Annotated in this window: 24 protein-coding genes; 11 read left to right on the top strand and 13 right to left on the bottom strand. The window is 67.0% G+C overall.

The features are described 5' to 3' along the window. Positions 1–31 precede the first annotated feature (31 nt). On the bottom strand, positions 32–1,261 hold the full coding sequence (locus A5760_RS21070) for a complex I subunit 5 family protein (protein ID WP_231122691.1): 1,230 nt from the start codon (positions 1,259–1,261) through the stop codon (positions 32–34). Positions 1,262–1,874: 613 nt separating this feature from the next. Between A5760_RS21070 and A5760_RS21065 the strand changes: the two genes are divergently transcribed. The 3 genes from A5760_RS21065 (at position 1,875) to A5760_RS21055 (ending at position 5,485) form a co-directional block, all read left to right on the top strand. Then, a complete protein-coding gene (locus A5760_RS21065) occupies positions 1,875–2,273 on the top strand; it encodes a heme-binding protein (protein ID WP_064884363.1) in 399 nt (132 codons plus the stop codon). Between the two features lie 105 nt (positions 2,274–2,378). Continuing rightward, positions 2,379–3,431 carry a DNA topoisomerase IB gene (locus A5760_RS21060; RefSeq protein ID WP_064884361.1) on the top strand — a complete coding sequence of 351 codons (1,053 nt, stop codon included), beginning with the start codon at positions 2,379–2,381 and terminating at the stop codon, positions 3,429–3,431. Between the two features lie 260 nt (positions 3,432–3,691). After that, the gene (locus tag A5760_RS21055) at positions 3,692–5,485 is read left to right on the top strand and encodes a thiamine pyrophosphate-requiring protein (protein ID WP_064884359.1); all 1,794 of its coding nucleotides are present in this window, start codon (positions 3,692–3,694) and stop codon (positions 5,483–5,485) included. Positions 5,486–5,501: 16 nt separating this feature from the next. Here A5760_RS21055 and A5760_RS21050 read toward each other — a convergent pair whose 3' ends face one another. Next, positions 5,502–6,170, bottom strand: coding sequence for a UdgX family uracil-DNA binding protein (locus tag A5760_RS21050; protein WP_064884357.1), 669 nt, complete (start codon positions 6,168–6,170; stop codon positions 5,502–5,504). 67 nt (positions 6,171–6,237) lie between these two features. Continuing rightward, on the bottom strand, positions 6,238–6,798 hold the full coding sequence (locus tag A5760_RS21045) for a hemerythrin domain-containing protein (protein ID WP_064884355.1): 561 nt from the start codon (positions 6,796–6,798) through the stop codon (positions 6,238–6,240). A gap of 147 nt (positions 6,799–6,945) precedes the next feature. Between A5760_RS21045 and A5760_RS21040 the strand changes: the two genes are divergently transcribed. The 3 genes from A5760_RS21040 to A5760_RS21030 all read left to right on the top strand — a co-directional run bounded on the left by A5760_RS21040 (position 6,946) and on the right by A5760_RS21030 (position 10,181). Next, positions 6,946–8,019, top strand: coding sequence for a hypothetical protein (locus A5760_RS21040; protein ID WP_064884354.1), 1,074 nt, complete (start codon positions 6,946–6,948; stop codon positions 8,017–8,019). 71 nt (positions 8,020–8,090) lie between these two features. Continuing rightward, a complete protein-coding gene (locus tag A5760_RS21035; protein ID WP_064884351.1) occupies positions 8,091–9,113 on the top strand; it encodes a sensor domain-containing protein in 1,023 nt (340 codons plus the stop codon). Between the two features lie 96 nt (positions 9,114–9,209). Further along, positions 9,210–10,181: an aldo/keto reductase gene (locus A5760_RS21030; RefSeq protein WP_064884349.1), complete on the top strand. Its 972-nt coding sequence runs from the start codon at positions 9,210–9,212 to the stop codon at positions 10,179–10,181. Here A5760_RS21030 and A5760_RS21025 read toward each other — a convergent pair. The 5 genes from A5760_RS21025 to A5760_RS21005 form a co-directional block, all read right to left on the bottom strand. Then, positions 10,178–10,945, bottom strand: a complete 768-nt coding sequence (locus A5760_RS21025; protein ID WP_081396020.1) for an SDR family oxidoreductase — start codon at positions 10,943–10,945, stop codon at positions 10,178–10,180. The two genes, A5760_RS21030 and A5760_RS21025, sit on opposite strands and share 4 nt — an antisense overlap. A gap of 94 nt (positions 10,946–11,039) precedes the next feature. Next, a complete protein-coding gene (locus A5760_RS21020) occupies positions 11,040–12,794 on the bottom strand; it encodes a GGDEF domain-containing protein (RefSeq protein ID WP_064884657.1) in 1,755 nt (584 codons plus the stop codon). Positions 12,795–12,974: 180 nt separating this feature from the next. Next, a complete protein-coding gene (glgX, locus tag A5760_RS21015) occupies positions 12,975–15,125 on the bottom strand; it encodes a glycogen debranching protein GlgX (RefSeq protein WP_064884345.1) in 2,151 nt (716 codons plus the stop codon). 92 nt (positions 15,126–15,217) lie between these two features. Next, on the bottom strand, positions 15,218–16,399 hold the full coding sequence (locus tag A5760_RS21010; RefSeq protein WP_064884343.1) for a zinc-dependent alcohol dehydrogenase: 1,182 nt from the start codon (positions 16,397–16,399) through the stop codon (positions 15,218–15,220). Between the two features lie 252 nt (positions 16,400–16,651). Then, on the bottom strand, positions 16,652–17,362 hold the full coding sequence (locus tag A5760_RS21005) for a GAF and ANTAR domain-containing protein (RefSeq protein WP_064884655.1): 711 nt from the start codon (positions 17,360–17,362) through the stop codon (positions 16,652–16,654). Between the two features lie 289 nt (positions 17,363–17,651). Between A5760_RS21005 and A5760_RS21000 the strand changes: the two genes are divergently transcribed. Further along, positions 17,652–18,962 (top strand): NAD(P)/FAD-dependent oxidoreductase, encoded by a 1,311-nt coding sequence (locus A5760_RS21000; RefSeq protein ID WP_064884341.1) that lies wholly within the window; start codon positions 17,652–17,654, stop codon positions 18,960–18,962. Between the two features lie 20 nt (positions 18,963–18,982). Here A5760_RS21000 and A5760_RS20995 read toward each other — a convergent pair whose 3' ends face one another. Then, positions 18,983–19,519, bottom strand: coding sequence for a DUF1360 domain-containing protein (locus tag A5760_RS20995; protein ID WP_064884339.1), 537 nt, complete (start codon positions 19,517–19,519; stop codon positions 18,983–18,985). Between the two features lie 65 nt (positions 19,520–19,584). After that, on the bottom strand, positions 19,585–19,950 hold the full coding sequence (locus tag A5760_RS20990; RefSeq protein WP_064884337.1) for a MerR family transcriptional regulator: 366 nt from the start codon (positions 19,948–19,950) through the stop codon (positions 19,585–19,587). Positions 19,951–20,092: 142 nt separating this feature from the next. Between A5760_RS20990 and A5760_RS20985 the strand changes: the two genes are divergently transcribed. After that, the gene (locus tag A5760_RS20985) at positions 20,093–20,542 is read left to right on the top strand and encodes an Hsp20/alpha crystallin family protein (RefSeq protein WP_064884653.1); all 450 of its coding nucleotides are present in this window, start codon (positions 20,093–20,095) and stop codon (positions 20,540–20,542) included. Between the two features lie 132 nt (positions 20,543–20,674). Further along, positions 20,675–21,355 (top strand): PAS and ANTAR domain-containing protein, encoded by a 681-nt coding sequence (locus A5760_RS20980; protein ID WP_064884335.1) that lies wholly within the window; start codon positions 20,675–20,677, stop codon positions 21,353–21,355. A gap of 28 nt (positions 21,356–21,383) precedes the next feature. Here the strand turns inward: A5760_RS20980 and A5760_RS20975 are convergent, their stop codons facing one another. Then, entirely contained in the window at positions 21,384–23,033 is a 1,650-nt protein-coding gene (locus A5760_RS20975) for a GAF domain-containing sensor histidine kinase (RefSeq protein WP_064884649.1), read from the bottom strand. 59 nt (positions 23,034–23,092) lie between these two features. After that, on the bottom strand, positions 23,093–23,761 hold the full coding sequence (locus A5760_RS20970; RefSeq protein WP_064884333.1) for a response regulator: 669 nt from the start codon (positions 23,759–23,761) through the stop codon (positions 23,093–23,095). A 220-nt stretch (positions 23,762–23,981) separates the two neighbouring features. On the opposite strand from A5760_RS20970, the gene A5760_RS20965 reads away from it, so the two are divergent. Continuing rightward, positions 23,982–24,398: a pyridoxamine 5'-phosphate oxidase family protein gene (locus A5760_RS20965; RefSeq protein WP_064884647.1), complete on the top strand. Its 417-nt coding sequence runs from the start codon at positions 23,982–23,984 to the stop codon at positions 24,396–24,398. A gap of 9 nt (positions 24,399–24,407) precedes the next feature. Here the strand turns inward: A5760_RS20965 and A5760_RS20960 are convergent, their stop codons facing one another. After that, the gene (locus A5760_RS20960; RefSeq protein WP_064884331.1) at positions 24,408–25,382 is read right to left on the bottom strand and encodes an Acg family FMN-binding oxidoreductase; all 975 of its coding nucleotides are present in this window, start codon (positions 25,380–25,382) and stop codon (positions 24,408–24,410) included. 365 nt (positions 25,383–25,747) lie between these two features. Here A5760_RS20960 and A5760_RS20955 point away from each other — a divergent pair, with 365 nt between their 5' ends. Beyond that, positions 25,748–26,656: an SPFH domain-containing protein gene (locus A5760_RS20955; RefSeq protein WP_064884329.1), complete on the top strand. Its 909-nt coding sequence runs from the start codon at positions 25,748–25,750 to the stop codon at positions 26,654–26,656. The last annotated feature ends 105 nt before the right edge of the window (positions 26,657–26,761 follow it).

Genomic DNA, 26,761 nt, shown 5'->3' with positions numbered 1-26,761 from the left:
CGTAATCGTTGATGTTCCCGGTGTGGACTTGTCACAGCAACACCAACCGCCTCGCCACGGTATCTCCTCGCAATGTCAGTGCGAGCACCGCCAAGCCTGCGATGATCTCAATCGCGATGATTATCAGCGTCTCCGGAGCCAAGTAATCAAAGTTCGCATTAGCCGCCGGCAGCGTGACCGGCGCCCCGAGCGCGGCCGCCGCGTAACCCGCGGGGTGCAATAGTCCTGCGGATGCGGGTCCGCCCACATGCCGGACGAACGGGACAGCGAGGGCACCGAAGGCCACGCAGCCCACACTCAACAGACTCAGGCTCGCCTTCATGCCCAGCCGGATCGGCTCGAGGTGCTCGTATGAACGCTTCCGCCCCCGATAGAAGCCAAGGTATGCGGCACGACCCAGCGCCGCGACGGTAAGGACCTGCGCGAGCAGCGCACAGCCGAGCACGATGGGGTGGTTCGATAAACCCTTGGGTATCAATCCAAGTGACGCGTACCCGTTCAATGGCGGCATACCGGCGATGGATAGCACCCCCACAGTGAAGGCCACGGTCAGTAGGGGGCGCCGACGTGCCAGCCCGCCCATGTCGGACAGCATCGTCACGCCAGTGGAGTGCACAACCGCGCCGGCGCACAGGAATAGCAGTGCCTTGAACAGGCCATGATTGACGAGGTGATACACCGCGCCCGCGACACCGGCTGCGGTTCCACTGGCGAATCCGGTTGCCATCACCCCGGTTTGGGCGACAGTGTCCCAGGCCAGCAATCTCTTCAGGTCATCTTGCAGCAGCGCCATCGTCGCACCGAGCAACGCCGACGCCACACCAAGCCCGGTCAGCAGAGTTGGCAGCGACGGCAGAAAAGGGAAGAGCTGCAATCGGATCCGGGCCAGCGCCACCACCCCGAGGTCGACCATCAGCGCCGAGAACAGGGCCGAAACCGCACCCGGAACGGGCGTATGGGTGTCGGGCGGCCACGTGTGAAACGACACCAAACCGGCCTTGGTAGCAAAGCCTGCGACCAGAAAGGCGACCGCGAGCAGCGCGGCTCGGCCGGCACCGGCGCTGAGCGCACCGTGCAGCTGGCCGAAGTTCAGTGCACCTTGCAGGTGATCTCGGCCGCTGAGCTGGTGGAGGTTGCCACCGGCATAACGATCGCGATGTTCGCGCTGCTGGGGATGGGACTCCGTCGGGACGATCACCATGCCCGAACGCAGCGGCCGTGACGGCGACAAAATGCGCCGGGTCAGCGACAGGTTGGCCACCACGATGTGCGCCGCGCAACTGCCACCCAACATCGCCAGGGCGAAAGGCGACGCGGCCGTAACGCCGCCCAGGGCCCGACGACCTCGCCGAGCGGTGCCAAAGCGAACCCGCAGCCGACGGCGACCACAGCGCCGACGAGTACGTTCTCGATCGTCGCGGTCCAGCTCAGCACAATCCATACCGCGAATGCCCAGGCTGCCAGCGCCACCGTCGGCCTCGCACGCACCGCAATGCCCACCTTTTCGCATTCGCGTCGCGGGATCGCCGCGACCCAATCGCCACGCAATGCCGGGCTACCCACCGGCCCGACGATCAACCGAGGCGTACTCGTCCGGGCGATCTGAGCCCGCGATCGAGCGCTTAACCGCCCCAATTCGGATAACGATTGCGTCACGATCATTATTACGATTCCCTAAGAGAGGACCCCAATTCTTAAAGATTCAGGGCTCGTTTGCTCGTTCACTTAGCGAAAGACCACCGGAGCGACCCTGGCAGCCCCCGGCGTCCGTCGTCAGCGAACACCGCCACTGTTGGCTTCCGCTACTTTGGATTTCGAGGATCGGGAGCCTCTGGCGAGAGAAATCATTTTCGTTTCGAAGGACAACAAACATCATGAAAATCAGCAGTATTGTCGCGCGCCGAAAAGTTGCCGGGATCAGCGCCGGCTGCTTGCTCGGGGGAATGGCCATGGGCATGGTCGGAGCGCCATCGGCGGCCGCAGCACCTGACTGCAGCCCCGGCGGTGTGAACAACACCGTCTCCTCCGTGGAGGGCTCCGCCCAGCAATATCTGGCGGCGCACCCGGGCGCCAACCAGGTGGTGACGGCCGCCTACGGGCAGCCGCGGCCGCAGGCCGAATCGAGCCTGCGCGGCTACTTCACCGGCCACCCGCAGGAGTACAACGACCTGCGCGGCATCCTGGCACCGATCGGCGACACCGAACGGCAGTGCAATGTTTCCGCGCTGCCGCCCTACCTGGAGTCGGCTTACCAGGAGTTCATGGCCGGCTGATTCCGGTCCGAGACGACCCGCCACGACGCTGTGGCGGGTCGTTTCCGTGTGAACAACTTCTCCGGCGGGTAATTGTGCTGTCAGCTACCAGAACTGGAGGGCGAGATGCGGCTGCGCCGTAGCGTGCTGAGCAAGCCGGGTATCGCGCGCAAGCGACGCGGTAAAGGCTTCTCTTATTACCGGCCGGACGGCAAGCCGCTCTCCGATCCGGAAACCCTGCAGCGCATCAAGGATCTGGTTATTCCGCCGGCCTGGAAGAAGGTGTGGATTTCGCCGTATAGCAACGGCCACATTCAGGCCGTGGGCATCGACGCCGCCGGCCGCCGGCAGTATCTGTACCACTCCGCCTGGCAGCAGGAGCGGGCCGAGGAGAAATTCGACCGCGTGCTGGAACTGTCCACGCGGCTGCCGGCATGGCGCGCCGAGATCGCCAAGGACCTGACGCGGAAGGGCTTGACCCGCAAGCGGGTATTGGCGCTCGCACTGCGGCTGCTCGATCGCGGCTACTTTCGCGCCGGCGGTGAACAATACGCCGAGGAAAACGAGTCCTACGGCCTGTCCACCCTGTTATGTGAGCACGTGGTGGTCCGGCGTGATGCAGTCGAGTTCGATTTTCCGGCCAAGAGCGGGGTCCGGCGCACCATGGAGATCGAGGACCCCGAAGTGGTCCGGGCGGTACGTGCGCTGATGCGCCGGCCCAACCGCACCGAGCGACTGCTGGTGTGCCGCACCGCATCCGGGTGGCTCGATGTGCGCGCCGCAGATCTCAACGACCGATTCAAGGAGCTGGTCGGCGACGAATACACCGTCAAGGACCTGCGAACGTGGCACGGGACGGTGCTGGCGGCCGCGGCGTTCGCCGACGCCGACCCGCCGGTCTCGCGCCGCGTCGCCAAGCGCGTCGAATCCGCGGTGATGAAAGAGGTGGCCCAGGAGCTGGGCAACACCCCGGCCGTCGCGCGCGGTTCCTATGTCGACCCGCGCGTCGTCACCGGCTACGAGCAGGGACTGACCATCGCCGCTGCGGCGCGCCGCGCCGAACGCGCCCGTAAACCCGATGTGGCCCAAGAGATCCTGGACGGGGCGACCCGGATGCTGATCCGGCGAGTGGCCAAGGGCGACAGCACCGGCGGATCTGCGCTGCCCAAGTCGGCCTGAACAGTCGCCAGCTGAAAACTGGCTGAGAGTCCCCGACCCGCCGCGTTTCAGCGCATAACAACGGCGAATGCGGGTAATCGGCCTCGTGTGGGAAGTGCCCAAGCCGCCCTCGCGGCGGCAGCCTGCATGGGTCACGTCTGTCAGCGGCGGCCGGTACCGGTTAGTCCGCGCTTCGACGGCGCCGCCTTGCGGGTGGTTCAAACAATAGCCACACATGCCCACCCGCCAGCACTGAGAGCCGTCTGCCGAGGAGGGAAAATATGTCGAAAAAAGAGGTTTCCGACTATCTGCTAGAGCGCTTGCGGGCGTGGGGCGTTGAACATGTATTCGGGTACCCCGGCGACGGCATCAACGGGCTGCTCGCGGCGTGGGGTCGCGCGGACAACAAGCCCAAGTTCATCCAGTCGCGTCACGAGGAGATGAGCGCCTTCGAAGCGGTCGGCTACGCGAAATTCACCGGCCGGGTCGGCGTCTGCGCCGCCACGTCCGGCCCCGGCGCGATCCACTTACTCAACGGCCTCTACGACGCCAAACTCGACCACGTTCCGGTGGTGGCCATCGTGGGCCAGACCAACCGCAGCGCCATGGGCGGGAACTATCAGCAGGAGGTCGACCTGCTGAACCTGTTCAAGGACGTCGCCAGCGACTACGTCCAAATGGTCACCGTCCCCGAACAATTGCCCAACGTGCTGGACCGTGCGATCCGGATAGCGATGACGCAGCGGGCCCCGACCGCACTCATCATCCCCAGCGACGTCCAGGAACTGCCGTACTCGCCGCCCGAACACGCGTTCAAGATGGTGCCCTCCAGCCTCGGCATCGAGTACCCGGACATCGCCCCCGACGACACCGCCATCGCCCGGGCGGCCGACGTGCTCAACGCCGGCAAGAAGGTTGCCATCCTGGTGGGCACCGGCGCCCGCGGCGCCCACCAAGAGCTGACGGAAATCGCTGACCTGCTCGGCGCGGGCGCGGCGAAGGCGCTGTTGGGCAAGGACGTGCTGTCGGACGAATTGCCTTGGGTCACCGGCTCGATCGGGCTGCTGGGCACGCGGCCGAGCTACGAGATGATGCGCGACTGCGACACGCTGCTGACCGTTGGCTCCAGCTTCCCGTACACGCAGTTCCTGCCGGAATTCGGTCAGGCCCGCGCAGTGCAAATCGACGTCGACGGCCGGATGATCGGCATGCGCTACCCGTACGAGGTCAACCTGGTCGCCGACGCGAAGACCGCGCTGCGGGCGCTGATCCCGCACCTGCGCCGCAAGGAGGACCGCTCGTGGCGCGAGGGCATCGAGAAGACCGTGGCTCGCTGGTGGGAGACCATGGAGAAGGAAGCGATGGTCAGTGCCCACCCGGTCAATCCGCTGCGGCTGTTCTCCGAGCTGTCGCCGCAGCTGCCCGACAATGCCATCGTCTCAGCCGATTCCGGCTCGTCGGCCAACTGGTATGCGCGCAACCTGCGCTTCCGCGGCAACATGCGGGGCTCGCTGTCGGGCACGCTGGCCACGATGGGTCCCGGAGTTCCGTACGGCATCGGCGCCAAGTTCGGCCATCCGGACCGGCCCGTCATCGTGTTCAGCGGTGACGGCGCCATGCAGATGAACGGCATGGCCGAACTGATCACGATCAAGCGGTACTGGAACGAATGGGAAGACCCCCGCCTGATCATCGCGATCCTGCACAACAACGACCTCAACCAGGTGACCTGGGAAATGCGCGCCATGGCCGGTGCGCCGAAATTCGCGGAGTCCCAGACCCTTCCGGATATCGACTTCGCCGCGTTCGCGGCCAGCCTGGGCCTGAGCGCCGTGGCCATCAAGGATCCGGAGGAATTGTCGGACGCCTGGCGCCAGGCGCTGGCGGCGGATCGTCCCACGGTGCTCGACGTCTACACCGACCCGGACATGCCGCCCATCCCACCGCACGCGACCTGGGAGCAGTTCAAGTCGGCGACCACGGCGGTGCTCTCCGGTGACGAGGATCGCGCGGGCTTCGTCAAGGTCGGCCTGAAGACCAAGGCCCAGGAGTTCTTGCCGCACAAGAAGAGTTGACCCAAAGCGGGTCAACTCACCCGTGCCTGCCCAGCCCTGCACCCGCGCTGCGCAGGTCGTCGACGAACGCCTTGTAGACCTCGTCATGCCGGTCGCTGCGGTCGCGCAACACCGACGAGGGGTGAACCGTCGCCACGATGGTCGGCTCGGGTTTCAGGTGTACGTCGACGGTTGAGGGCAGCCGCAGTCGTTGGCCACGCTGGGTGGACACCCGAAATGTGGCTCCCAGCAACGACTGTGCGGCGGTAGCGCCGAGGCACACGATGACCTGCGGCCGCACCGCCTCGATCTCGGCGATCAGCCAGGGTCGGCAGGCGACCACTTCGGTGCGGCCGGGCTTTTGATGGATGCGTCGCTTGCCGCCCTTGCGGGTGAACTTGAAGTGCTTGACGGCGTTTGTCTCATAGACCATCGCCGGGTCGATGCCGGCGTCCTCGAGGGCGCGGGCGAGCAGTCGTCCGGCCGGGCCGACGAACGGCTCGCCGGCGCGGTCCTCCTGGTCGCCGGGCTGCTCGCCCACCAGCATGATCGGGGCCCCGGGATGCCCGTCGCCGAACACCGTTTGGGTGGCGTCCTCGAAAAGCGAACAGCCGTGGCAGGTTTCGGCCGCATCGCGCAGCGCGTCGAGGCCGCGCTCCTCTGGGAGGTAGCGGGCGGCCCCGGGTGCGTTCGATGTTGCGGCCATGATGAGACGAAGCGGCGTGGGTACCCCCGCTCCCCCACCGAGCGGGGGGACCACGCCTTCGGGTTTGTCAGCCCTTGCCGATGATGGCGTCGCGGGCCCGGTCGAGCATCGCGGCGAACGGCCCGGCGGCCAGGTTGGCCACCTGGGATTCCACCCCGGCGTGCGGGCGGGTGGGGGCAATCGCTTCGGCGAGCTTGGCGGCGCGGCCCATGCGTTCGAGCTCTTCGCCGCTCAATTCCTCACCCAGCTTGACGAATTCGTCGTGCTCCTCGTGCTCGGCGTGTTTGATGACGGCGTCGCGCAACTCCGTCAATTCGCGTGTGAACTCCTCGCTGTCGACGTCGAGCTTTTCCAGCTTCTGCAGAACGTTCTTGGCTTCGTGCTCTTCGTCCAGCCGCTTGTCCACCACGGCGGCGCCGTTGGAGATCTTGCGCTTGGCGCGGGGGTGAACGATCTCTTCCTCCGCGGTCTCGTGCACGGCGAGCATCCGCCGAAGCTCGACGAAGGCCTTCTCGCGCGCCTTTCCGGACGCCGCCAGGGTTTCGGCGAACATCGCCTTGATCTGCTCGTGCTGATTGACGAGGAAGTCGACCACGTCGGTGGGCGACTTGATGGCGGTCGGTGCCACAGTGTCCCTCCCATCTACTTTGGTTCGGCGCGCAGGGCTGTGCGTGCTCGCTGAAACGGCTACCCGACGATTCCGACCGTCAAACGGGGTGTGGCCGTGCCGGTAGGGGGTATGTCCTGGACAAACAGCGAAAGGAGCACGCGGTCGATGGGCGCCGGAACGGGTCTCCGCGCGGGCCAGCGCACGCGGGCGCTGCTGCGCTACGGAGTCGCCGGAGCGGTCGCGGCCGCCGCGCTGACCACGGGATGTTCGCACCCCGGAGCGTCGTTGGAATCCGCACCCGACGTCGAACTCTGGCGGGCCGGTGCCGCGTTGCACGAGCCGGTGTGGTCCTACCGCATGCACGCCCTGGTCGCGCTCACCGACGATCACCGGCTGGCCGAGGTCACCGCCGGCGACCGCGGCGGCGATGCCAAGACGAGGTTCTCCGCCCCCGTGGCATCCGGGCGCAATCTGCAGATCAGCCGGAAAGACGAGGGTGACGTCTTCGTGCCGCAGCCCGACCGCGGCAGGGTGGCCGTGGTCAACCTGGAAAGTCTGCGCCAGGTCAACGATTTCGACGCCGGACCCGCCCCGGCCTACCTATCCGAGGACGCGGGATTGCGGATGCTCCTGGCGCTGTCGTCGGATGGGACGGCGGTGACGCCGGTGGATCAGTATGGCTACCGCAAGCTACCCACCGCGGTCACCGGCATGAGCGCCGACACCATCGACGGCGCGAACCGCGGCCGCGAGCTCGACTACCACCTGTTCGGATCGTCGGGCATCCGCCACTTCCAGGGGACGTCGTCGCCCGCGGTGCAACGCGGCGCACTGGACTTCGACGTTGCGGTCTCGGCCGGTGACGGCACCGCGGTGACGCGCAGCTATGTCGCCGGCCGCGACGACAACACGCTACATGCGATCGACTCCCGTCGCGGCGGAGAAGGATTGGAGGAGCTGGCCAGCACGCGGTTAGCATCGCCGATCCGCGAACTCGGCACCGACGACACCAGGATCTATGCCGCCACCGACCACGAGCTGGTGACGCTCGAAACGGCTAGCTTCACCGGCTTTCCGGACGGGCGAATCCCGGTGCTCCGCAGCATCGAGTATCGGTCGGGGCTGCCGCCTGCCGCCCAGGCCGGCGAACTGTCGGGCATGGCCGTCGGGCCGCACCGGGTCTACCTGACCTTCGCGCACGCGCCATACGTGGTCAGCATCGCCAAGCCGCGGCTGTGACGGTCCCGGTTTAGGGGAGGGCCCTCGTCGGCTACATTTCGGGCAGGTTCGGCCGGTAAGGAGGCACTGGGGTGGCCAACCCGCAGGATCCGTATTGGCAAAACCCGCTGAGCTACGACCCGCTCGGCCGCGTCCCGCTGCCCGAGGCGGAACCGCCCGCCACGCAACAGCCCGCCGCGCAGCCGCCGCCGTTCACGCCGCCGCCGGCACCCGCGCCCTACCGCCCGCCGGTCAACACCATGGCGACGCTGTCGCTGGTTTTCGCGTTCCTGTTCGCGCCCGTGGGAGCGATTCTGGGACATCTCGGGCTGGCGCAGATCCGCCGCACTGGCGAACTCGGCCGGGACCGTGCCCTGGTGGGCGTGACGCTGTCGTACATCTTCATCATGTTGGCGGTCGTCGCGCTGGCCGGCTGGGCCACGCTGGCCGGTTCGACCTCGGCGCACCGGGCCTCCCCCGGCTCCAGTTCCACCGCCGGGCCGCCGCCGCCCACCGTCCCGCCGGAGACCATCGCCACCCTGCTGCCCGGGCTCGACGCGCTGCGCAACATCACCGCCGACGCGAACCTCGACGTCGGCCCGACCTGGAACAGCCCCGGCCGCTCCCCGGATGACGGCAGCATCGACCGCCCGGAGTGCTGGGAAAGCATCGCCGCCGGCAGCCCGGACGCGTACACCCCCGGGGCGCTGGCCGGATATCACGCCGGTGAATTCACCGACACGCGCAGCATGATGAAGTCCATGCAGGTCATCCAGGGCGTGGCGGCGTTCCGCGATCCGGGCGCGGCCCAGGCGCAGCTCGGCACCCTGCTGTCGGGATGGCACAAGTGCGGCGGCTCAACCGTCACCGTGAGCGCTCCCGGCGGACAGCCGATCCCGATGTCGGTGAGCGCGCCAGCCGACGCCGGCAACGGCATCACCACACTGGACCTGACGCCCAAGGGCATCCAGGTGCGCTCGGCACGGGCGATCGCGGCCAAGGCGAACGTCGTCATCGACCTGAACGTGTCCGCCAGCGGCACCACGGACAGCGCGCCGCCCCGCGCGGCGGCGGTCAGCATCGCCAACTACATCCTGGGCAAGATCCCCGGCTGAGCGGCTCCGCCGCCCTTGCGATCGCCACGTGCCTCCTGCGTGACGACCCGCTGCGACCGGCTCCGCCGCCCTTGCGATCACCACTAGGCTGAGCCCATGAAATTCGTCGACGTCGACGGGGTCGGCCGGGTCAGCCGAATCGGCCTGGGCACCTGGCAGTTCGGTTCACGCGAGTGGGGTTACGGGGACAGCTACGCCGCCGGCGCCGCGGGCGACATCGTGCGCCGCGCCCGCGCCCTGGGGGTGACGCTGTTCGACACCGCCGAGGTCTACGGCCTGGGCAAGAGCGAGCGGATCCTGGGCGAGGCTCTCGGCGATGAGCGCGCCGACGTCGCGGTGGCCAGCAAGATCATGCCGGTCGCCCCCTTCCCCGCAGTGGTCAAGCAGCGCGCCCGCGCCAGCGCGCAGCGGCTGGGCCTGGACCGCATCCCGCTGTACCAGATTCACCAGCCCAACCCGGTGTTTCCCGATTCGGTGATCATGCCGGGCATGCGCGACCTGCTCGACAGCGGCAAGATCGGCGCGGCCGGCGTCTCGAACTATTCGCTTCAGCGGTGGCAGAAGGCCGACGCCGCACTCGGCCGGCCGGTGATCAGCAACCAGGTGCACTTCTCGCTCGCCTACCCGAAGGCGCTGAAGAACCTGGTGCCGTTCGCCGAGCGGGAGAACCGCATCGTGATCGCCTACAGCCCGCTGGAACAGGGGCTGCTGGGCGGCAAGTACGGCGTTGACAACCGTCCGGGCGGCGTCCGCGCGGTGAACTCGCTGTTCGGCACGGAGAACCTGCGCCGCGTCGAGCCGCTGCTGCAACTGTTGCGCGACGTCGCGAAGGACGTCGACGCCAAGCCGGCACAGGTGGCGCTGGCCTGGCTGATCAGCTACCCGAGCGTGGTCGCCATTCCCGGCGCGTCCAGCGTCGAGCAGCTCGAGTTCAACGTCGCCGCCGCCGACATCGAACTGCCCACCGCATCGCGTGACGCGCTCACCGAGGCGGCCCTGGCCTTCCGGCCCACTTCGGCGGCGCGCTTCCTCACCGATCTGGTCAAGGAGAAGCTCGGCCGCCCTTAAGACTGGTTGGCCTCGGCGAACGCGGCGGGGCTGGCCGGCGCACCGCGCGCCACCACCAGCGGCATCGACGTCGAGGCGTTGGTGCGCAGGATGGTGTGCACGACGTCGATGAGGTCTTCGACGGGCATCAGCTTGCCGGGCATGCAGCCGCGCGACGACCACAGCGGGACCGCCTTCATCGCGAGGTCCATGTCCCAGCCCTCGTTCATGCCTGTCTGGCCGTCGCCTTCACCTCCCGCGCACTCCCCGACGATCAGGTTGGTGAAGCCGATGTCGGAGTGTTCGGCCCGCCACGCTTCCACGAGTCGTTCCAGGGCGGCCTTGCTGACGCCGTACGCGCCCAGCCCCGGCCACGGCGGCCCGAAGGTGCCGGCGTCGGAGGACAGGTACACCGCCTTGCCGGCCGACGCGGTCAGGTGCGGCACCGCCGCCGCCGTCACCAGCGACGCGCCGATGACGTTGGTGTCGAAGATGCGCCGCCACGTGTCGGCGTCGGTGTCCACCATGCGGACCAGCGGCCCGACGGCGGGCGTGTAGACGATGTTGTCGATGCCGCCCAGCCCCTCGGCGGCACGGTCGATTGCCGAGCGGCAGGAAGCCTGGTCGGTGACGTCGCATTCGATCGCGATGGCGTTCGCGCCGGCATCCTTGGCCGCGGCCTCGATGCGCTCCCGGCGCCGGGCCAACAACGCGACCTGATCACCGCGCTTCGCAAGACCGACACCTATGCAACGCCCCAACCCGCTCGAGGCACCGACCACCACTGTCCTTGACATTTTCGCCCTCTCTTGTAACGCAAGACGCTGTCGCGAGAAACCTACCGGATGGACGCGTCGCGTGGTGAGATCAGTCGGCCGCTTAATTCGGAACGACGGTATTCCGCTCGCCCGACTTGGCTCGGTACATGGCCTCGTCCGCTCGCGCCGTGACGGTGTCGACGGACTCGGCGGAGCGCGCAAGCGTGGCGCCGATGCTCAAGGTCGCGCGAATCATGTTGCCGGACAAGTGAATCGGCTCGGCGACGCGAGAGCGGATCTTTTCGGCGATCTGGGCGAGCTCGGCGCTGCTGCGGACCCCGGGTAACAGCACCAGCATTTCGTCGCCGCCCGTCCGCCCCACCGTGTCCCCGCGGCGAACGCTCGCCCGGATACGTGCGGCAAGCGTCGCGAGCACGAAGTCCCCCATGCCGTGCCCCCACGTGTCGTTGATCGCCTTGAAGTGGTCGACGTCGCAGAACAGGACACCGACGTGTGTCCCGGCGGGTTGCGGTTCGCCCAGCGCGCACTCGAGCCGGCTGAGCGCCTCGGCCCGGTTCACCAGCCCGGTCAGGGTGTCGAATCGCGCCAACCGTTCCAGCCGCTGTTCCGCTTCGACCTGATCGTCGACCACGCGTAGCGCCGCGATCAGCCCATCGGTGTTGCCCGCGGCGTCGGTGTAGGGCTTGCCGTGACCGTCGACCCAGTGGTAATCGCCGTCGACCGAACACACCCTGAACCGTTGGAGAACCTGTTCGCCGCCAACGATCCTGCGGACGGCGGCGACGAGTTTGTCGCGATCCTCGGGATGGATGCGACGGGCGAGACCCGAGCGGGTCCATTGCTCAAGCGACCCGCCCAACGCAGCTTCCGCAGATGGCGAAACCCACACAACCTCGCCCTCGCGGAGGTGAACGATGATGTCGACGGCGTTATCGGCGAGAATGCGATACCGCATCTCGGCCTCGGCGCGCTGGGCGCTGGCCAGTTCCTTCGCGATCAGCAGCTGCTGCTCTCGCTGGCTGAAATAGAACGTGACCACGCCCACGACCGCGGTCCCAAACAGTATCGAGAACGTCCACTCGGCATGCTCACCGAGGCCGAGCTGCAGGAAAATTGATCTCGCCAGGGCTACGAGCAGCGGAAAGCCGGCGAGGATACCGACCAATCGCACCAGTGACCGCCGGTCGGGTCGGGCTAACAGCCACGCGAGCGGAAACCGATCGGGGCGCGCCAGCGACGCCGCCGCAATCAGCAACAGCAGAGCCGACGCCGTCGAGAGTGCCTGGCCGGTGGAGGGCGAGACGCCCACGAGCGCCAACGCGTCGAACAGGTAAGCCCCGAGCGTGACGAACGGCATGGCCCCACTGCCCGCCAGGCACGCGGGCCAGACCACCCGGGTCCCGCGGTCCACCCGGACGAGCGCTACCACGGCGGCCAGCAACAGGACCGGCGCCGCCGTCTGCGGGCTGGGGCGACCCGGCCATGATGTCTGTTTTCCGCGCACCGCTTCCCCGAACAACACCTGGTCGACGCCGAGCGACCCGACGGGCGTGTATTCGAGCAGGATGATGACGGCCATCACGCCCACCAGGACCGCCAGGGCACGCCCGACCCAAACGCGGGTGGGCGTCGGGTGGCCCGACTGCGCCAAAATCCCGGCGCCCAACGCGGCCAGCCACAGGGCCGTCCATGGCGTCATCGGTGGCCAACTCGGGAAGATCCGCGTCAGCCCGTCGACCCCGGTCGCCCAGCCCACCCAGGTCACGGCGGCGACGACGAGCACCACCACCGCGGCGGTCCGCCCCGAGCGCTCCATCGCCGATTCCAGGCTCGCGCCGGGGCCGGGCCTGTCCATCGGTTGTCCCTTTCCTTCCCGGCGGTCGGGGCGCGGCCGCGGCGCCGGCGGCATCAACGCGGCAACAATACTGTGCGCAAAAAGTTAACCGATGTCGCCTATTCGGCGCGAGGAATCCGCTCGATCCGCAGAAACGGGGCGATGCGGCCACGGGACGCGGCTATGGGGTGTCGCGAAAGGCTAGTCCGAGGGGAGGGCCCGCAGCACCACGGCGGTGTGCGCTTCCACGTTGAGCCCGCCCCCGCCGGGCACCTCGTCGGCGGGTGTCGTCTCTTCGGGCCCGGTGTACACCATAACCTGCCAGGCGGCACCGAATTCCTTTGGCGGCAGGGTGAATTCGATCGGCTCGTAGTGGGCGTTGAAGCACAACAGGAATGAGTCGTCCAGCACCCGCTGGCCGCGTGCGTCGCGGCCGGGGATGCCGTGGCCATTGAGGAACACGGCGACGGACTTGGCAAAGCTGGCGCCCCAGTCCTCGTCGGTCATCTCGGTGCCCTCCGGGGTGAACCAGGAAATGTCCGGCAGGCCGTCCTGCCCGCGGCGGCCCACCGGCTTTCCGGAGAAGAACCGCCGCCTGCGGAACACCGGATGCTCGGCGCGCAGCGCCGAGACCGTCCGGGTGAATTCCAGCAATCCGGCGTCGGCGGTGGACCAGTCGATCCAGGTGAGCTCGTTGTCCTGGCAGTAGCCGTTGTTGTTGCCGTTCTGGGTGCGCCCGAGTTCGTCGCCGTGACAGAGCATCGGCACGCCCTGGGACAACAGCAGCGTGGTCAGGAAGTTGCGCTGCTGTCGGGCGCGCAGCGCGTTGACTTCCTCGTCGTCGGTGGGCCCCTCCACGCCGCAGTTCCAGGACCGGTTGTGGCTTTCGCCGTCGTTGTTGTCCTCGCCGTTGGCCTCGTTGTGCTTTTCGTTGTAGGACACCAAATCGCGCAAGGTGAACCCGTCGTGGGCGATGACAAAGTTGATCGACGCCACCGGCCGCCGCGCGGTGTGCTCGTAGAGATCGGCCGATCCGGAGAGCCGATAGGCGAACTCGTCGAGGGTGGCGGGCTCGCCACGCCAGAAGTCGCGGACGGTATCGCGGTATTTCCCATTCCACTCGGTCCACTGCGGCGGGAAGTTGCCCACCTGATACCCGCCCGGCCCGACGTCCCACGGTTCGGCGATGAGCTTGACCTGGCTGACCGTCGGATCCTGTTGCACGAGTTCAAAAAACGTCGCCAACCGGTCGACGTCGTAGAACTCACGGGCCAGCGTCGAGGCCAGGTCGAAACGGAAGCCGTCGACGTGCATCTCGGTCACCCAGTAGCGCAGCGAGTCCATGATCAGCTGCAGCGCGTGCGGGTGTCCGACGTTCAGGCTGTTGCCGGTGCCGGTGTAGTCCATGTAGTACTGCTTGTCGTCTTCGACCAGCCGGTAGTAGGCGGCGTTGTCGATGCCGCGCATCGACAGGGTCGGGCCCAGGTGGTTGCCCTCCGCCGTGTGGTTGTAGACCACGTCGAGGATGACCTCGATGTCCGCTTCGTGCAGCGAGCGCACCATGGCCTTGAACTCCTGCACCTGCCCGCCCGGGGTGGTGGCGCTGGAGTACTTGAAGTCGGGCGCGAAGAAGCCAATCGTGTTGTAGCCCCAGTAGTTCGACAGCCCCTTGTCGACAAGGGTGGAATCGTTGGCGAAGTGATGCACCGGCATCAGTTCGATGGCCGTGACGCCGAGGCTCTTGAGGTGCTCGATGATCACCGGGTGCGCCACCGCGGCGTAGGTGCCACGCAGCTGCTCGGGGATATCCGGATGGGTCTGGGTCAGGCCCTTGACGTGTGCCTCGTAGACCACGGTGTCGGCGTAATGACGGTCCGGCGGCCGGTCGTTGCCCCAGTCGAAGTAGGGACTGATCACCACCGATTTGGGCATGCTGGCGGCCGAGTCCTCGTCGTTGCGGCTGTCGGGGTCCCCGAAGTTGTAGCTGAACAACGACTGGTTCCACTCGAACGAGCCGTCGATGGCTTTCGAATACGGGTCGACCAGCAGCTTGTTGGGGTTGCAGCGCTGCCCCGCGCCCGGGTCGTAGGGACCGTGCACGCGGTAGCCGTAGCGCTGGCCCGGTTCGATGTTGGGGATGTACGCGTGCCAGATGAAGCCGTCGATCTCCGGCAGCGTCACGCGGCTCTCGGCACCCTCGGCGTCGAACAGGCACAATTCCACCCGCTCGGCCACCTCGCTGAACACGGCGAAATTGGTGCCCGCGCCGTCGTAGGTCGAACCCAGCGGGTAGGCCCTGCCCGGCCACACCTCTCCGGTGGGCGTGGGAGCCAGAGCGTCTGCGGTGGTCATGGCGCTTTCAATACCCTGCCTACACAGCCGTCAAACTGTGCGCCGCGCCCCGTGTTGCCGGGGCTAACCGGAAAGCTTTGGGGCATAGCCGATCACGGCTTGAGTATGACCTTGACCGCACCGTCCTGCTTCTTCTGGAAAATGTCGTAGGCGTGCGGGGCCTCATCCAGTGGCAGCACGTGGGTGGCGAAGCTGTCGACGCCGAGCGGGTCCTCATCGGTCAGCAGCGGCATGATGTCGCCCACCCAGCGCTTCACGTTGGCCTGTCCCATCCGCAGGGTCACCTGCTTGTCGAACAGGGTGAGCATCGGCAGCGGGTCGGCCATGCCGCCGTACACGCCGATCAGTGAGATCGTTCCGCCGCGCCGCACGATGTCGATGGCGGAGTACAGGGCGGACAGTCGGTCCACGCCGGCGGTTTGCATGACCCGTTTGCCGAGCGCGTCGGGCAGCAGCCCGGCAGCCTGTTGCGCCAGTTTGGCCGCCGGCGACCCGTGCGCCTCCATGCCTACCGCCTCGATGACCGAGTCGGTTCCCCGGCCGTCGGTCAGGTCGCGGATCGCATCACCGAGGGAGGAGTCCAGCCGGCCCAAATCGATGGTGTGGATACCGCGTTTCGCCGCGCGGCCCAGCCGCTCGGGCACCAGGTCGACGGCGATGACGCGGTAGCCCAGGTGATCGGCGATCCGCGCTGCCATGTCCCCGATGGGACCCAACCCGAGCACGGTGACCGAGCCACCTTCCAAGATATTCGCGTAATCGACCGCCTGCCACGCCGTGGGCAGCACATCCGACAGATAGACGAACCGCGAATCCGGAGGCCCCACAGGGACTTTGATGTGAGTGAACTGCGCCTGCGGGACGCGAAGCAGCTCGGCTTGTCCGCCGGGGACTGAGCCGTAGAGCTCCGAATAACCGAACAACGACGCTCCCATGCCCTGCTCGCGCACCTGGGTGGTCTCGCATTGGGTGTAGAGCTTCTCGCTGCACATGTGGCAACTGCCGCAGGAGATTTGGAACGGGATGACAACCCGGTCCCCCACCCTCAGGTCACCCGTCTCGCTGCCGACCTCCCGCACGATGCCCATGGGTTCGTGGCCGAGGATGTCCCCGGTCTTCATGAATGCTCCGAGAATTTCGTACAGGTGCAGGTCGGATCCGCAGATGTTGGTCGAGGTGACCTCGATGATGGCATCGGTTGGCTGCTCGATCTTGGGATCGGGCACCGATTCCACCCGTACATCGCGCTTGCCGTGCCACGTGACAGCCTTCATGTGAAGGGCGATACCCGTCACGCATCCGTCGAAACGGCGTCGCTGCGGCCCGGGTTCGGGCCACCCAGCCCGGGTATCACCCCGGGACGAGCCAATCGGGGGTCGTCATCATGGGCAGCACCGGCGGGACGCGAGTCGACCGGCTGGATCTCGCCGAGCGCGCCGAGTGGGCGAGCGCCTCATCGCCGAAGGGTGGCCCGCGCCGGTTCCGATGAACTGACTACCGCGAAAACCGCCTGCCGACGGCCCTATTCAGCGCCGGCGAGGTTTGAGCGGATGTTCACTGTCGATGAGGGCGGCCGCGACGTCCACCAGCCTGGTGTTGGACTTTTGCGAGAGGCGCCTGAGCAGCTCGAACGCCTCGACGGCATCGAGATTGAAGCGCTCCATGACCACGCCCTTGGCCTGGCCGATGACGTCGCGCGAGGCCAGGGCACTGCGGAATTGGTCCTGGCGACGCATCATCGACCAGGCCAGCGCGATATGGGTGGCGTACACCGTGCCCAGCTCCACGGATTCCGCGCTGAATGCGTGCGCGGTGTCGGCGTAAAAGTTGAGCGCGGCCATGCTGCCGCCGTCGACGAACAACTCGAACGACAGGATGGAGCGAATCGGGGTCTGCTCGAGCGCATACCGCCGGTAGCGCAGCCAGCGCTGTTCGGCGTTCAGGTCGGCGATGTGCATGACGTGGTGCTCCCAGGCCGCGGCGAGGCACGGCCCTTCGGCAAACCTGTTCTGAATCGCGTCCAGAACCATCGGGTAGCGATGGGTGGCGACCACGCTGCTGACCGACTTGCTCTTCTCGGCCAGTGTGATCCCCGCGTACTGGGCGCCGATGACGTGGTGCACCCCGTTTTCGATGAGCTCGTGCAGGCCGGCCGCGGTGTCGCTCTCGTCGCGCTCCAGATTCGTCACCAGCTCCACAAGCTGAGTGGCGATGTGGGTGGCTGTGCCGTCTCGCATAAACACCACCTCCGGAGGCCGTTGCGGCCACGTCACGGTGACATTGACAATTTGGCGATTGCCAACGCTCAACAAGAAGTCTATGAGCCATTCAGCGAAGCGCAAGGCCGGATAACGAACGCGTCCAGGCATGCGGCTGGACCCTGGCGCCGAAAAGGGAGGGTCCGAGTGGTTGTAGCGTCCCAGCTTCCTGAAACAGGTTACTGACCAATGCCTTTCGTGACAATGACGCCGCCGATCCGGGATCCGGGTCACGGGCCACCCTCGAAGGCCGCCTACACTCGGGGCAGTGACCTCCATTGTGATCGTGGGAAGCGGCTTCACCGGATTCACCTGCGCCCGTCGGCTGGCCCGAATTCTGCGCCGACGGCGTGCACCCGTGGACATCACGATGATCTCGCCGGTCGACTACATGCTGTACACGCCGCTGTTGCCGGACGTCGCAGGCGGCGTCGTCGATGCCCGCTTTGTCGCTGTCCCCCTTGCTAATTCGCTCAAGGGCGTCCGCGCGGTGCGCGGCCGGGTGGACGGCGTGGACTTCGACCAACGCACGCTGACCTATTGCGATCCCGAAGAGCGCAGTCATTCCATGTCCTGGGATCGGCTGGTGCTGACGCCGGGCTCGGTGACCCGGTTGTTCGATGTCCCGGGGCTGGCCAGACACGCGCGCGGATTGAAGACCACTGCCGAGGCCCTGTACCTGCGAGACCATTTCGTCGAACAGCTAGAGCTGGCCAACATCGAGGACGATCCCCGGGTGGCCGCGGCCCGGCGCACCGTCGTGGTGATCGGAGCGTCGTATTCGGGCACCGAGCTCGTGGCCCAGCTGCGGGCGCTGGCCGACGCGGCCGCCAAACAGATGGGCTTCAATCCCGCGGAGGTGCGGTTCCTGCTGCTGGACCTGGCCGACCAGGTGATGCCCGAGGTGGGGAAGAAGCTGGGCGACGCCGCGCTCAAGGTGTTACGCAAGCGCGGCATCGACGTCCGGCTCGGCATCACCCTCAAGGAGGCGCACGCCGATCACGTTGTGCTCAGCGATGATTCGCGCATCGAGACGCGCACCATCGCGTGGGTGACGGGCGTGACGGGCGCCCCGTTGATCCAGAACCTGGGACTACCGACCGAAAAGGGCCGGCTCACAGTGCAGGCTGACCTGCAGGTGCCCGACCACCCCGGGGTGTTCGCCGCCGGTGACGCGGCCGCCGTTCCCGATCTGACCCAGCCGGGAAAGGTCACACCGCCGACCGCCCAACACGCGACCCGGCAGGGCAAGGCGCTGGCCCGGAACGTCGCGGCCAGCCTCGGTTACGGCAGCAGCAAGGAATACAAGCACCGCAACCTGGGCCTGGTGGTCGACCTCGGACCGCGCTACGCGGTGGCAAACCCACTCAACATCCATTTGTCCGGCTTGCCCGCCAAAGCGGTCACCCGGTCATACCACTTGTACGCGATTCCACGGGGCGTCAACCGGTGGGCGGTGTCGCTGGCCTACCTGACCGACGCGCTGTTCACCCGCTCGGTCGTCTCAATCGGCTTGTCCTCCGAGGACGACGCGCAATTCACCGCCAGCGAAGGCATTCCGATGCCGAAGACGAGCTGACGCAGGCCAATTCGGTGGTCTCAGCCTTCGGCCGACTGCTGCGCCATGGCGTAGGCGAGCTGCAGGAAGTCCGCGCCGGCCAGCGCGCTGAACACGCCCGCGATCAGCCGGGTGAACCGGGGCGCGAACACCAGGCCGATGGCAAATCCGGTGGCGACCCACATGTCCAGGCAGAACGGGCAGGTCAGCAGCTCACCCAGGCTGTGCCGGAGCTGGCTCTGCTCGCGGACCTCTTCCTGGACTTCCGCGGGTCCGCCCGTGCCCTTGTAGTGCGTGAAGGGTGCCCGCAGCGGGCTGGTCACCGCGTCCTTGGTCAGGGTGCGCGACAGTTTGTGGGTGCCCAGCGTGAGCAGTAGCAGGTCTTGGACCCGCCACCGGGCCGGCAGTCTGCGCCCGCTGACCAGCGCGGCCAGCGCCGCGACGACCACGATCACGCCATAGACCGCCATGACCGCCAGGTAGCCGCCCAGCGGGCGGGCGTTGTCACCGCGGTAGGCGTCCGCTTCCTGGCGTGCGCTGCCAGCGACCTGAGTACCGGCTTCCGTCAACTCACCCATCGCTTCTCCTCAAAGGCATAGCGGGACGGGTACCCGGCGTCGGGCGGTGCAATCGGCGATGGGTTCTACAGCGCGCCCGGGTCGACGGGCTTGGCCGTTTTCGCGGCTTCTCGCAGGGTGCGATTGGTGGACCGCAGGTCGGTGTTCGCCGCCGACAGCGTGGCGTTGTGGTCCTCCAGATCGAGGATGCGCGCGACACCGGCCAGGTTGACCCCGGAATCCACCAGCTCACTGATGCGCCTGAGCCGCATCAGGTCGTCGGCGCTATACCGGCGAGTTCCGCCCCGACTGCGGGCCGGCGTGATCAGGCCGTAGCGCTCGTAGAGCCGCAGCGACTGCACCGCAATCCCGGACAATTCGGCGGCCACCGAGATGCCGTACACACCATGGTCGGACGGCGGGGCACCCGCGTCGCCGCGGTGGTCGGCCATCACGCATCTCCTTTAGCTACCTGCTCGAAAAATCTGTTTAGCACACTTGCGTCATTCTGTCGACGATGCTATACCAAATCTATGTCATTAGACATAGGAAATTGCCGGACCACCGCCTAGATTGGAGTGAGAGGTGACCACCATGCTGATGCGTTCAGATCCGTTCCGTGAGCTCGACCGCTTCGCCCACCAGGTCCTCGGTACCGCCGCCCGCCCGGCAGTAATGCCGATGGACGCCTGGCGGGAAGGCGAGAAGTTCGTCGTCGAGTTCGACCTGCCCGGCATCGACGCCGACTCGCTGGACATCGACATCGAGCGCAACGTGGTGACCGTGCGCGCCGAACGACCGGCCGTCGATCCCAACCGCGAGATGCTGGCCACCGAGCGGCCGCGCGGCGTGTTCAGCCGCCAGCTGGTGCTCGGCGAGAACCTCGATACCGACAAGATCGAGGCCTCATATGCCGAAGGCGTTCTGCGCCTGCACGTTCCGGTGGCAGAGAAGGCCAAGCCGCGCAAGATCGCGGTCGGCCGCGGTGACACACCCCGGGCCGTCCGGGACAGCGGCGCCCAGCGCGAGGTCATCAACGCCTGACCGACCGGCGGGCCGGGCGGCGGTCCAACCAGGCACGCGCCGCGTGCCGACTCCCCCAACCGCCGCCCGCCGCCGGCCCCAGGCCACCGGTGCGAACGTCTCGCCCCGGGTGCCACGGAGACCGGATACACCATGAAATGGGAACTCGACGGCCAAACGGCCAACGTCGAACAGGCGTTGGCCGGCGGTGCCGCGCAACCGGCGGGCTGGTTTCGGTTCTACTTCACCGACCAGCGCTGGGAATGGTCGGATCAGGTGCAACGCATGCACGGGTATGAGCCCGGCAGCGTCACCCCGACCACCGAACTGGTGCTGTCACACAAACATCCCGAGGACCGCGGAAACGTCGCGGCCACCATCGAGCAGATTGTGGACACGCGCCAAGCTTTCAGCACGCGCCATCGGATCGTCGATACCCGGGGGGATGTGCACCACGTCGTCGTCGTGGGCGACCGGATCTTCGACGACGACGGCGACGTGATCGGAACGCACGGGTACTACATCGACGTCTCCGGTCCCCGCGAACGCATGCGCGAGGACGAGCTGAGCGCGAAACTCGCTGAGATCAGCGAGAACCGGGCCGGCATCGAACAAGTCAAGGGCATGCTGATGCTGATCTACGGCATCGGTGAGCGCGCGGCCTTCGAGTTGCTCAGGTGGCTGTCCCAGGAAGCGAATGTCAAGCTGCGGCCGCTGGCCGAGCAGATCGCCGAAGACTTCCGCCGCGCCGGCCTGCCGCTGAACACCCAGTCCGAATTCGACCACCTGATGCTGACCGCTCACGAGCGCGTGCGCCTCACCGATCACGAGTAAACCGTCTGCAGGCCAGGGCCTTTCGCCCTCAGTGGTCGATCAGCGGGGCGACCCAGTGCACCCGGGTGCCGCCCTCGGGCGGGCTGGTGATCTCACAGGTGCCGCCGAGTTGTTCGGCGCGCCGCTTCATGTTGGCCAGGCCACTGTGCCGCGTGTTGCCGGCCGGGATGCCGCATCCGTCGTCAATCACGTTGAGGATGAACATGTCCGCCACGCTGATCTCGACGGTCAGCCGCGATGCTCCCGAATGACGAAGGGCATTGCTCACGGCCTCGGTGGTGACCGCTTCGGCGTGGTCGGCGAGCTCTGCGCCGACGGCGGTCATCGGCCCGTCCAGGCGCACGGTCGTGACGAGATCACGGTTTTCGGTCAGGTCGGCGACCACCCGCTGGATGCGCTGCCGGAAACCACCGCTGGCGGCCAGCGGGGATCTCAGCGCGAAGATCGTCGTGCGGATTTCCTCGATGATGGTCTGCAGGTCGTCGAGCGTGCGATTGAGCCGGTCGGCCACCTCCGGCGAGCGCGCCCTGGCCAGCGTGCCCTGCAGGTTCATGCCCGCCGCGAACAGCCGCTGGATGACGTGGTCGTGCAGGTCATGCGCGATGCGTTCACGCTCCGCCAGAATGGTCAGTTGCCGCGCGTCCTCCCGCGCCGAGGTCAACGCCAGCGCTATCGCGGCGTGCGTGGCGAAATCGTTGACCAGGTCCAGGTAGCTCTCGTCGAACGGCGGCTGGTCAACGCCGCGGGCGATGGCGATCACGCCGACGACCTCGTCGCGGGCGCGCAGCGGCATCAGGATCGCCGGACGCTGCCCGACATCGGTGAAGGCCTGGATCGGGTACCGCAACTCCTCGGTGATCAGCGGTTGGCCGGACGTGAACACCGCGCCGGTGGTGGAGCCGTCCACCGGAACTCGCTGACCGAGCACATCGGAGGCGTATACGCCCACGGCGGCGGAGACCACGAGCGTGTCGACCTCGTCGTCGGCTGCGTCGGAGTCGGCCGGCACCAGCACGATGGCCTGTTCGGCGCCGGTCAATACGCGCGCGCGTTCGGCGATCAGTTGCAGGGGACGCCGGTGCGGTTCGGCGCGCGACAGCAGCGCGGTGGTGATTTCCCGGCTCGCTTCGATCCACTTCACCGATGTCCGTTCGCGTTCGAAGACCTGCGCGTTGTCGATGGCGACGGCGGCCGCGAACGCCAATGCGCGCGCGGCAACCTCGTCGGACTCGGAGAACACCCCCGTCGGATCGACGTGGGTGAGGTACAGATTGCCAAACACGTTGCCGCGGATGGTGATCGGGACCGCGAGGAAAGCGCGCATCGGCGGATGGTGTTCGGGAAAACCGACCGCTGCGTGGTGCGTGGTCAGATCGTCCATCCGCAGCGCGGGCGTATCCAGCAGCGACAAACTCAACAGCCCCTTGCCGACCGGCAGATGCCCGATGCGCCGAACCGTCTCGGCGTCCATGCCCTCGTGGACGAACGACATCAGGTTGCCATCGCGATCGCGGATGGCCAGCGCGCCGTACGGGGCGGACGTCAATTCCCTTGCAGCACTGATGATCCGGTGCAGCGTGGCGTCGAGGTCGAGGCCCGCGCCGATCTCCACGATCACCCGCAGCAATTGCTCCATCTGATCGCGCGCGGCCAGCAGCTCGTCGAGCTGGGCATGCATCTTGCCGACCAGCCCACGCTGTCCGAGTCCGGCGAACGCCGAGCCCTTTTCGCCGCCGGTCACCCAGACCAGTCCGGCGGCGTCGACGGTAGGCCGGACCGCTGATTGAGTTTCGACGCGAACACCGCCGCCTGCGTGCGGCGCTCCATGCCGAGTTTGGCCAACAAGCGCGACACGTAGTTCTTCACCGTCTTCTCCGCGAGGAACATCCGCGCGGCGATCTGCCGGTTGGTCAATCCTTCGCTGAGCAGTCCGAGCAGTGTGCGTTCCTGCTCGGTCAGTCCGGACAGCGGGTCCTCGCGCGTGGTCGTGCCGCGCAGCTTCGCCATCAGCGCGGCGGCCGCCCGGTTGTCCAGCAGCGATTTACCCGCGCCCACCTCTTTGATCGCGCGCGCCAGCTCCATGCCCTTGATGTCCTTGACGACGAACCCGCTGGCACCGGCCAGGATCGCCTCGAGCATCGCCTCGTCGGAGGTGAACGACGTCAGCATGAGGCAGCGCAGGTCGGGATGATCCGACACCAGGTCGCGGCACAGTTCGATGCCGTTGCCATCGGGCAGGCGAACGTCGAGCACGGCGACGTCGGGCTGCAACGCCGGTATCCGCGCTTTCGCCTCCGCCACCGTGCCCGCCTCGCCGACGATCTGAAGATCGGGATCGGACGCGAGCAGATCGGAAAGACCGCGGCGGACGACTTCGTGGTCGTCGACCAGGAACACCTTGACCATGGCGGGCCCTTTCCTGCCGGTCTCGCAACTGGAAAGATTCGCGGCAGACCAACCCAATATCCCATATTCTCGACGGCAGCCGTCGAGAAGCAACGGCTTCAACGACTTTGGTCCCCACGGGTGAGGACCTTCGGCCGATGCTCCGGCGGGCGGCGCGTCAATAGCCTTGCGGCAGTGGCCCATTGCGGACACCGGTCGCATTCGCGGGAAGGGAATCTTGATGACCGATGACGGAGTCACCATCCTGCCGGTGCACGAGTGCTGGGAGCTCCTCGGCAGCCTGGCACTGGGCCGGCTGGTCACCTACGCCGACGGTCAGCCCGACATCTTCCCGGTCAACTACGTCGTCCAGCGCCGGACCGTGCTGTTCCGCACCGCGGCGGGAACCAAGCTGGTCAGCTCCGCGATCAACAATCGGGTGCTCTTCGAGGTCGACGACCACAACGTCGTCGAGGCGTGGAGCGTGATCGTCCGCGGCACCGCGCGGTCGCTGCGCACGCCCGAGGAACTCGAGGAGGCCGAGCGCGCGCAGGTGTTGCCCTGGACCAGGCCGGAAAAGACGCACTATGTGCGCATCGTTCCGCATAGCGTCACCGGCCGGCGGTTCCAGTTAGGGTCACCGCCGGGTGACGTTTAGCGCCCGCGATCAGTTCGCCCATTCGACGAAGTCGCCGAGGTCGCGTCGCGGCGTCGCCGGCAGCGGGTCGGCGTTGATCGGCGCCCAGCCCACCCGAAGCAGCATCTGCGGGTAGTTGTTGTCGCCAAAGATGTCGGAGCGGACCGCTTCGCGGGTCGCGGCCATCTCCAGGGGTTCGGTGACCGGGCAACTGGCCAGTCCCGTCGACGTCGCGGTGAGCAGCGCGACGCTGGTGGCTTCCCCGGCACGCAGCTGCGCCAGCCGGTCGTCGTGGCGGGTGCCGAGCGCGAGTACCACGGCGTTGTCGTCGGCCGAGGACGAATCCGGTGCCATCGGCAGGACCGCACCGGCGAACAGGCGACTCGGGATCTTGGCATCCGGATCGGATATCGGCGCATTGCGGGCCGGAACGCCCGCGACCGAGAAGTAGCGCCCGCTCCACGCCGTGAGCTCGGCGAGATAGTCCTGGGTCAGGTGATCGCGGACGGATTCGGCGACGATGCCGTGCAGCCTGTCGACGTCTTCCACCTGGCACAGAGTGACGCCGGTGCGGGCGGCGCGGGCCGCCATCAGCGCGATGTCACCCACGGGCACCGGCCAGGAGCTGTAGTGGCGCCGATCGGTGCGCCGCCGCGGGATGGCGGCCGCGAGTGCGACGTCGACGTAATCGGCGACCTGAGGGGAAAGCTCGATCGTGGCGAGGTGGGTGGGGTCGTCGGCGTTCGGCAGCCGGCTCACCCGGGAACACCATCCCACCGACGCGAACGCCGCAACGCAGTGATGCAGCGCCGTGCCGCAACTCAGGATCAGGTCGCGGCCATCGGGGTCGGTGTTGGGCAGTTGCCGGCCGGGATCGGCGTATAGCTGCAGGCTCGTCGCATCGACGCGCCACCGCCACGGCTGGGTGTTGTGCACCGACGGGGCGCGCGATGCCAAAGTCAGGGCCGTCCGGATCGTTCCGGCGTCCGGAAAGCGGGTGTCCATACCCGTCCCCTCTCGCCTAGCGCCTTGCCGGTATCCACGATCACGCGTTCTCGGCGGTCCCGCGAGGGCACGACGGCTCTAGCTCAAGGGACTTTTGGCCAATATCTCTGGCCGGTCCGCCGCGAGGCCATCCGCCGAGAGCGAGGCTGCGCATCGTCACCACCAAGGGTGAGGGATGCGCGGCGAGTGTGTGATGCGATGCCCACGCGCACAACGAGGGCAAAGCCATGGCCCCTATCGGGATCCGAGCACGTCGCGGGTGATCGGCCCATACTGGAAGGGTGTCGACGGTTCATCGGCCGTGAGTTGCCCGCACTCGCCGAGAAGTACCGACGGGTCTTGCCGAGGCGGAAGTGGAGGAAATAATGATCATCCTTTACGCACTAGCCGCAGCGTTCGGCCTTGGTGTGCTCTGGCTGGGCACCAACGTTCGGGTCGTCAAGCAATTCGAACGAGGCGTCGTCTTTCGTTTCGGACGTGTGCAAACCGGTATCCGTGGACCGGGGCTCACGCTGCTGATCCCAATCGCCGATCGCCTCGCGAAGGTGAACATGCAGATCATCACGATGCCGGTGCCCGCCCAGGATGGCATCACCCGTGACAACGTGACCGTTCGTGTGGATGCTGTCATCTATTTCAATGTTGCGGATCCGGTGCGTGTGGTCGTCGACGTACAGGACTATGTGTCCGCTATTGGCCAGGTCGCGCAGACATCGCTGCGTTCGATCATCGGCAAAAGCGACCTGGACGACCTGCTCTGCAACCGCGAGGGTCTCAATCAGGGCCTGGAGTTGATGATCGACAGCCCCGCGGTGGGCTGGGGTATTCACATCGACCGCGTGGAAATTAAGGATGTAGTACTGCCGGATTCGATGAAGCGGTCGATCGCGCGCCAAGCCGAGGCGGAGCGTGAGCGGCGGGCTCGGGTGATCACCGCCGACGGCGAATTGCAGGCGTCTGAAAAACTGGCTCAAGCGGCCGAGAAGATGACCGCGCACCCGGCTGCGCTTCAGTTGCGGCTCTTGGAAACCGTGGTCGAGGTCGCTGCGGAGAAGAACTCCACCTTGGTGCTTCCATTCCCCGTCGAATTGCTCCGGTTCTTGGAACGGGCAACACCGGAAGCATCCGAGAGCCCTGGCGACGAAGCCGCTATGCCCTCCACCTCGGCCGCGGCTTCGAAAAGCGAGGTGCCGAAGCTGGACCCGCCACAGACCCCCGACGACGCCAGCGGTCTGAAAGTCCACACACGCATCGCAGGTCGGTATTCCGGCTGAACGGGTAGCGTTCAAACGGCCGCGTGACCCTTTTCACGACGTGCGCCCCCGAGGCACCGTCGTGCGCGAAGCGCTGCCCAATACGGGCGAGCTGGCGATGTTGGC

Source organism: Mycobacterium colombiense, assembly GCF_001665835.1.
Taxonomy (GTDB): Bacteria; Actinomycetota; Actinomycetes; order Mycobacteriales; family Mycobacteriaceae; genus Mycobacterium; species Mycobacterium colombiense_A.
Note: the sequence above shows the minus strand (reverse complement) of the source record. Positions and strands in the feature narration are given on the sequence as shown.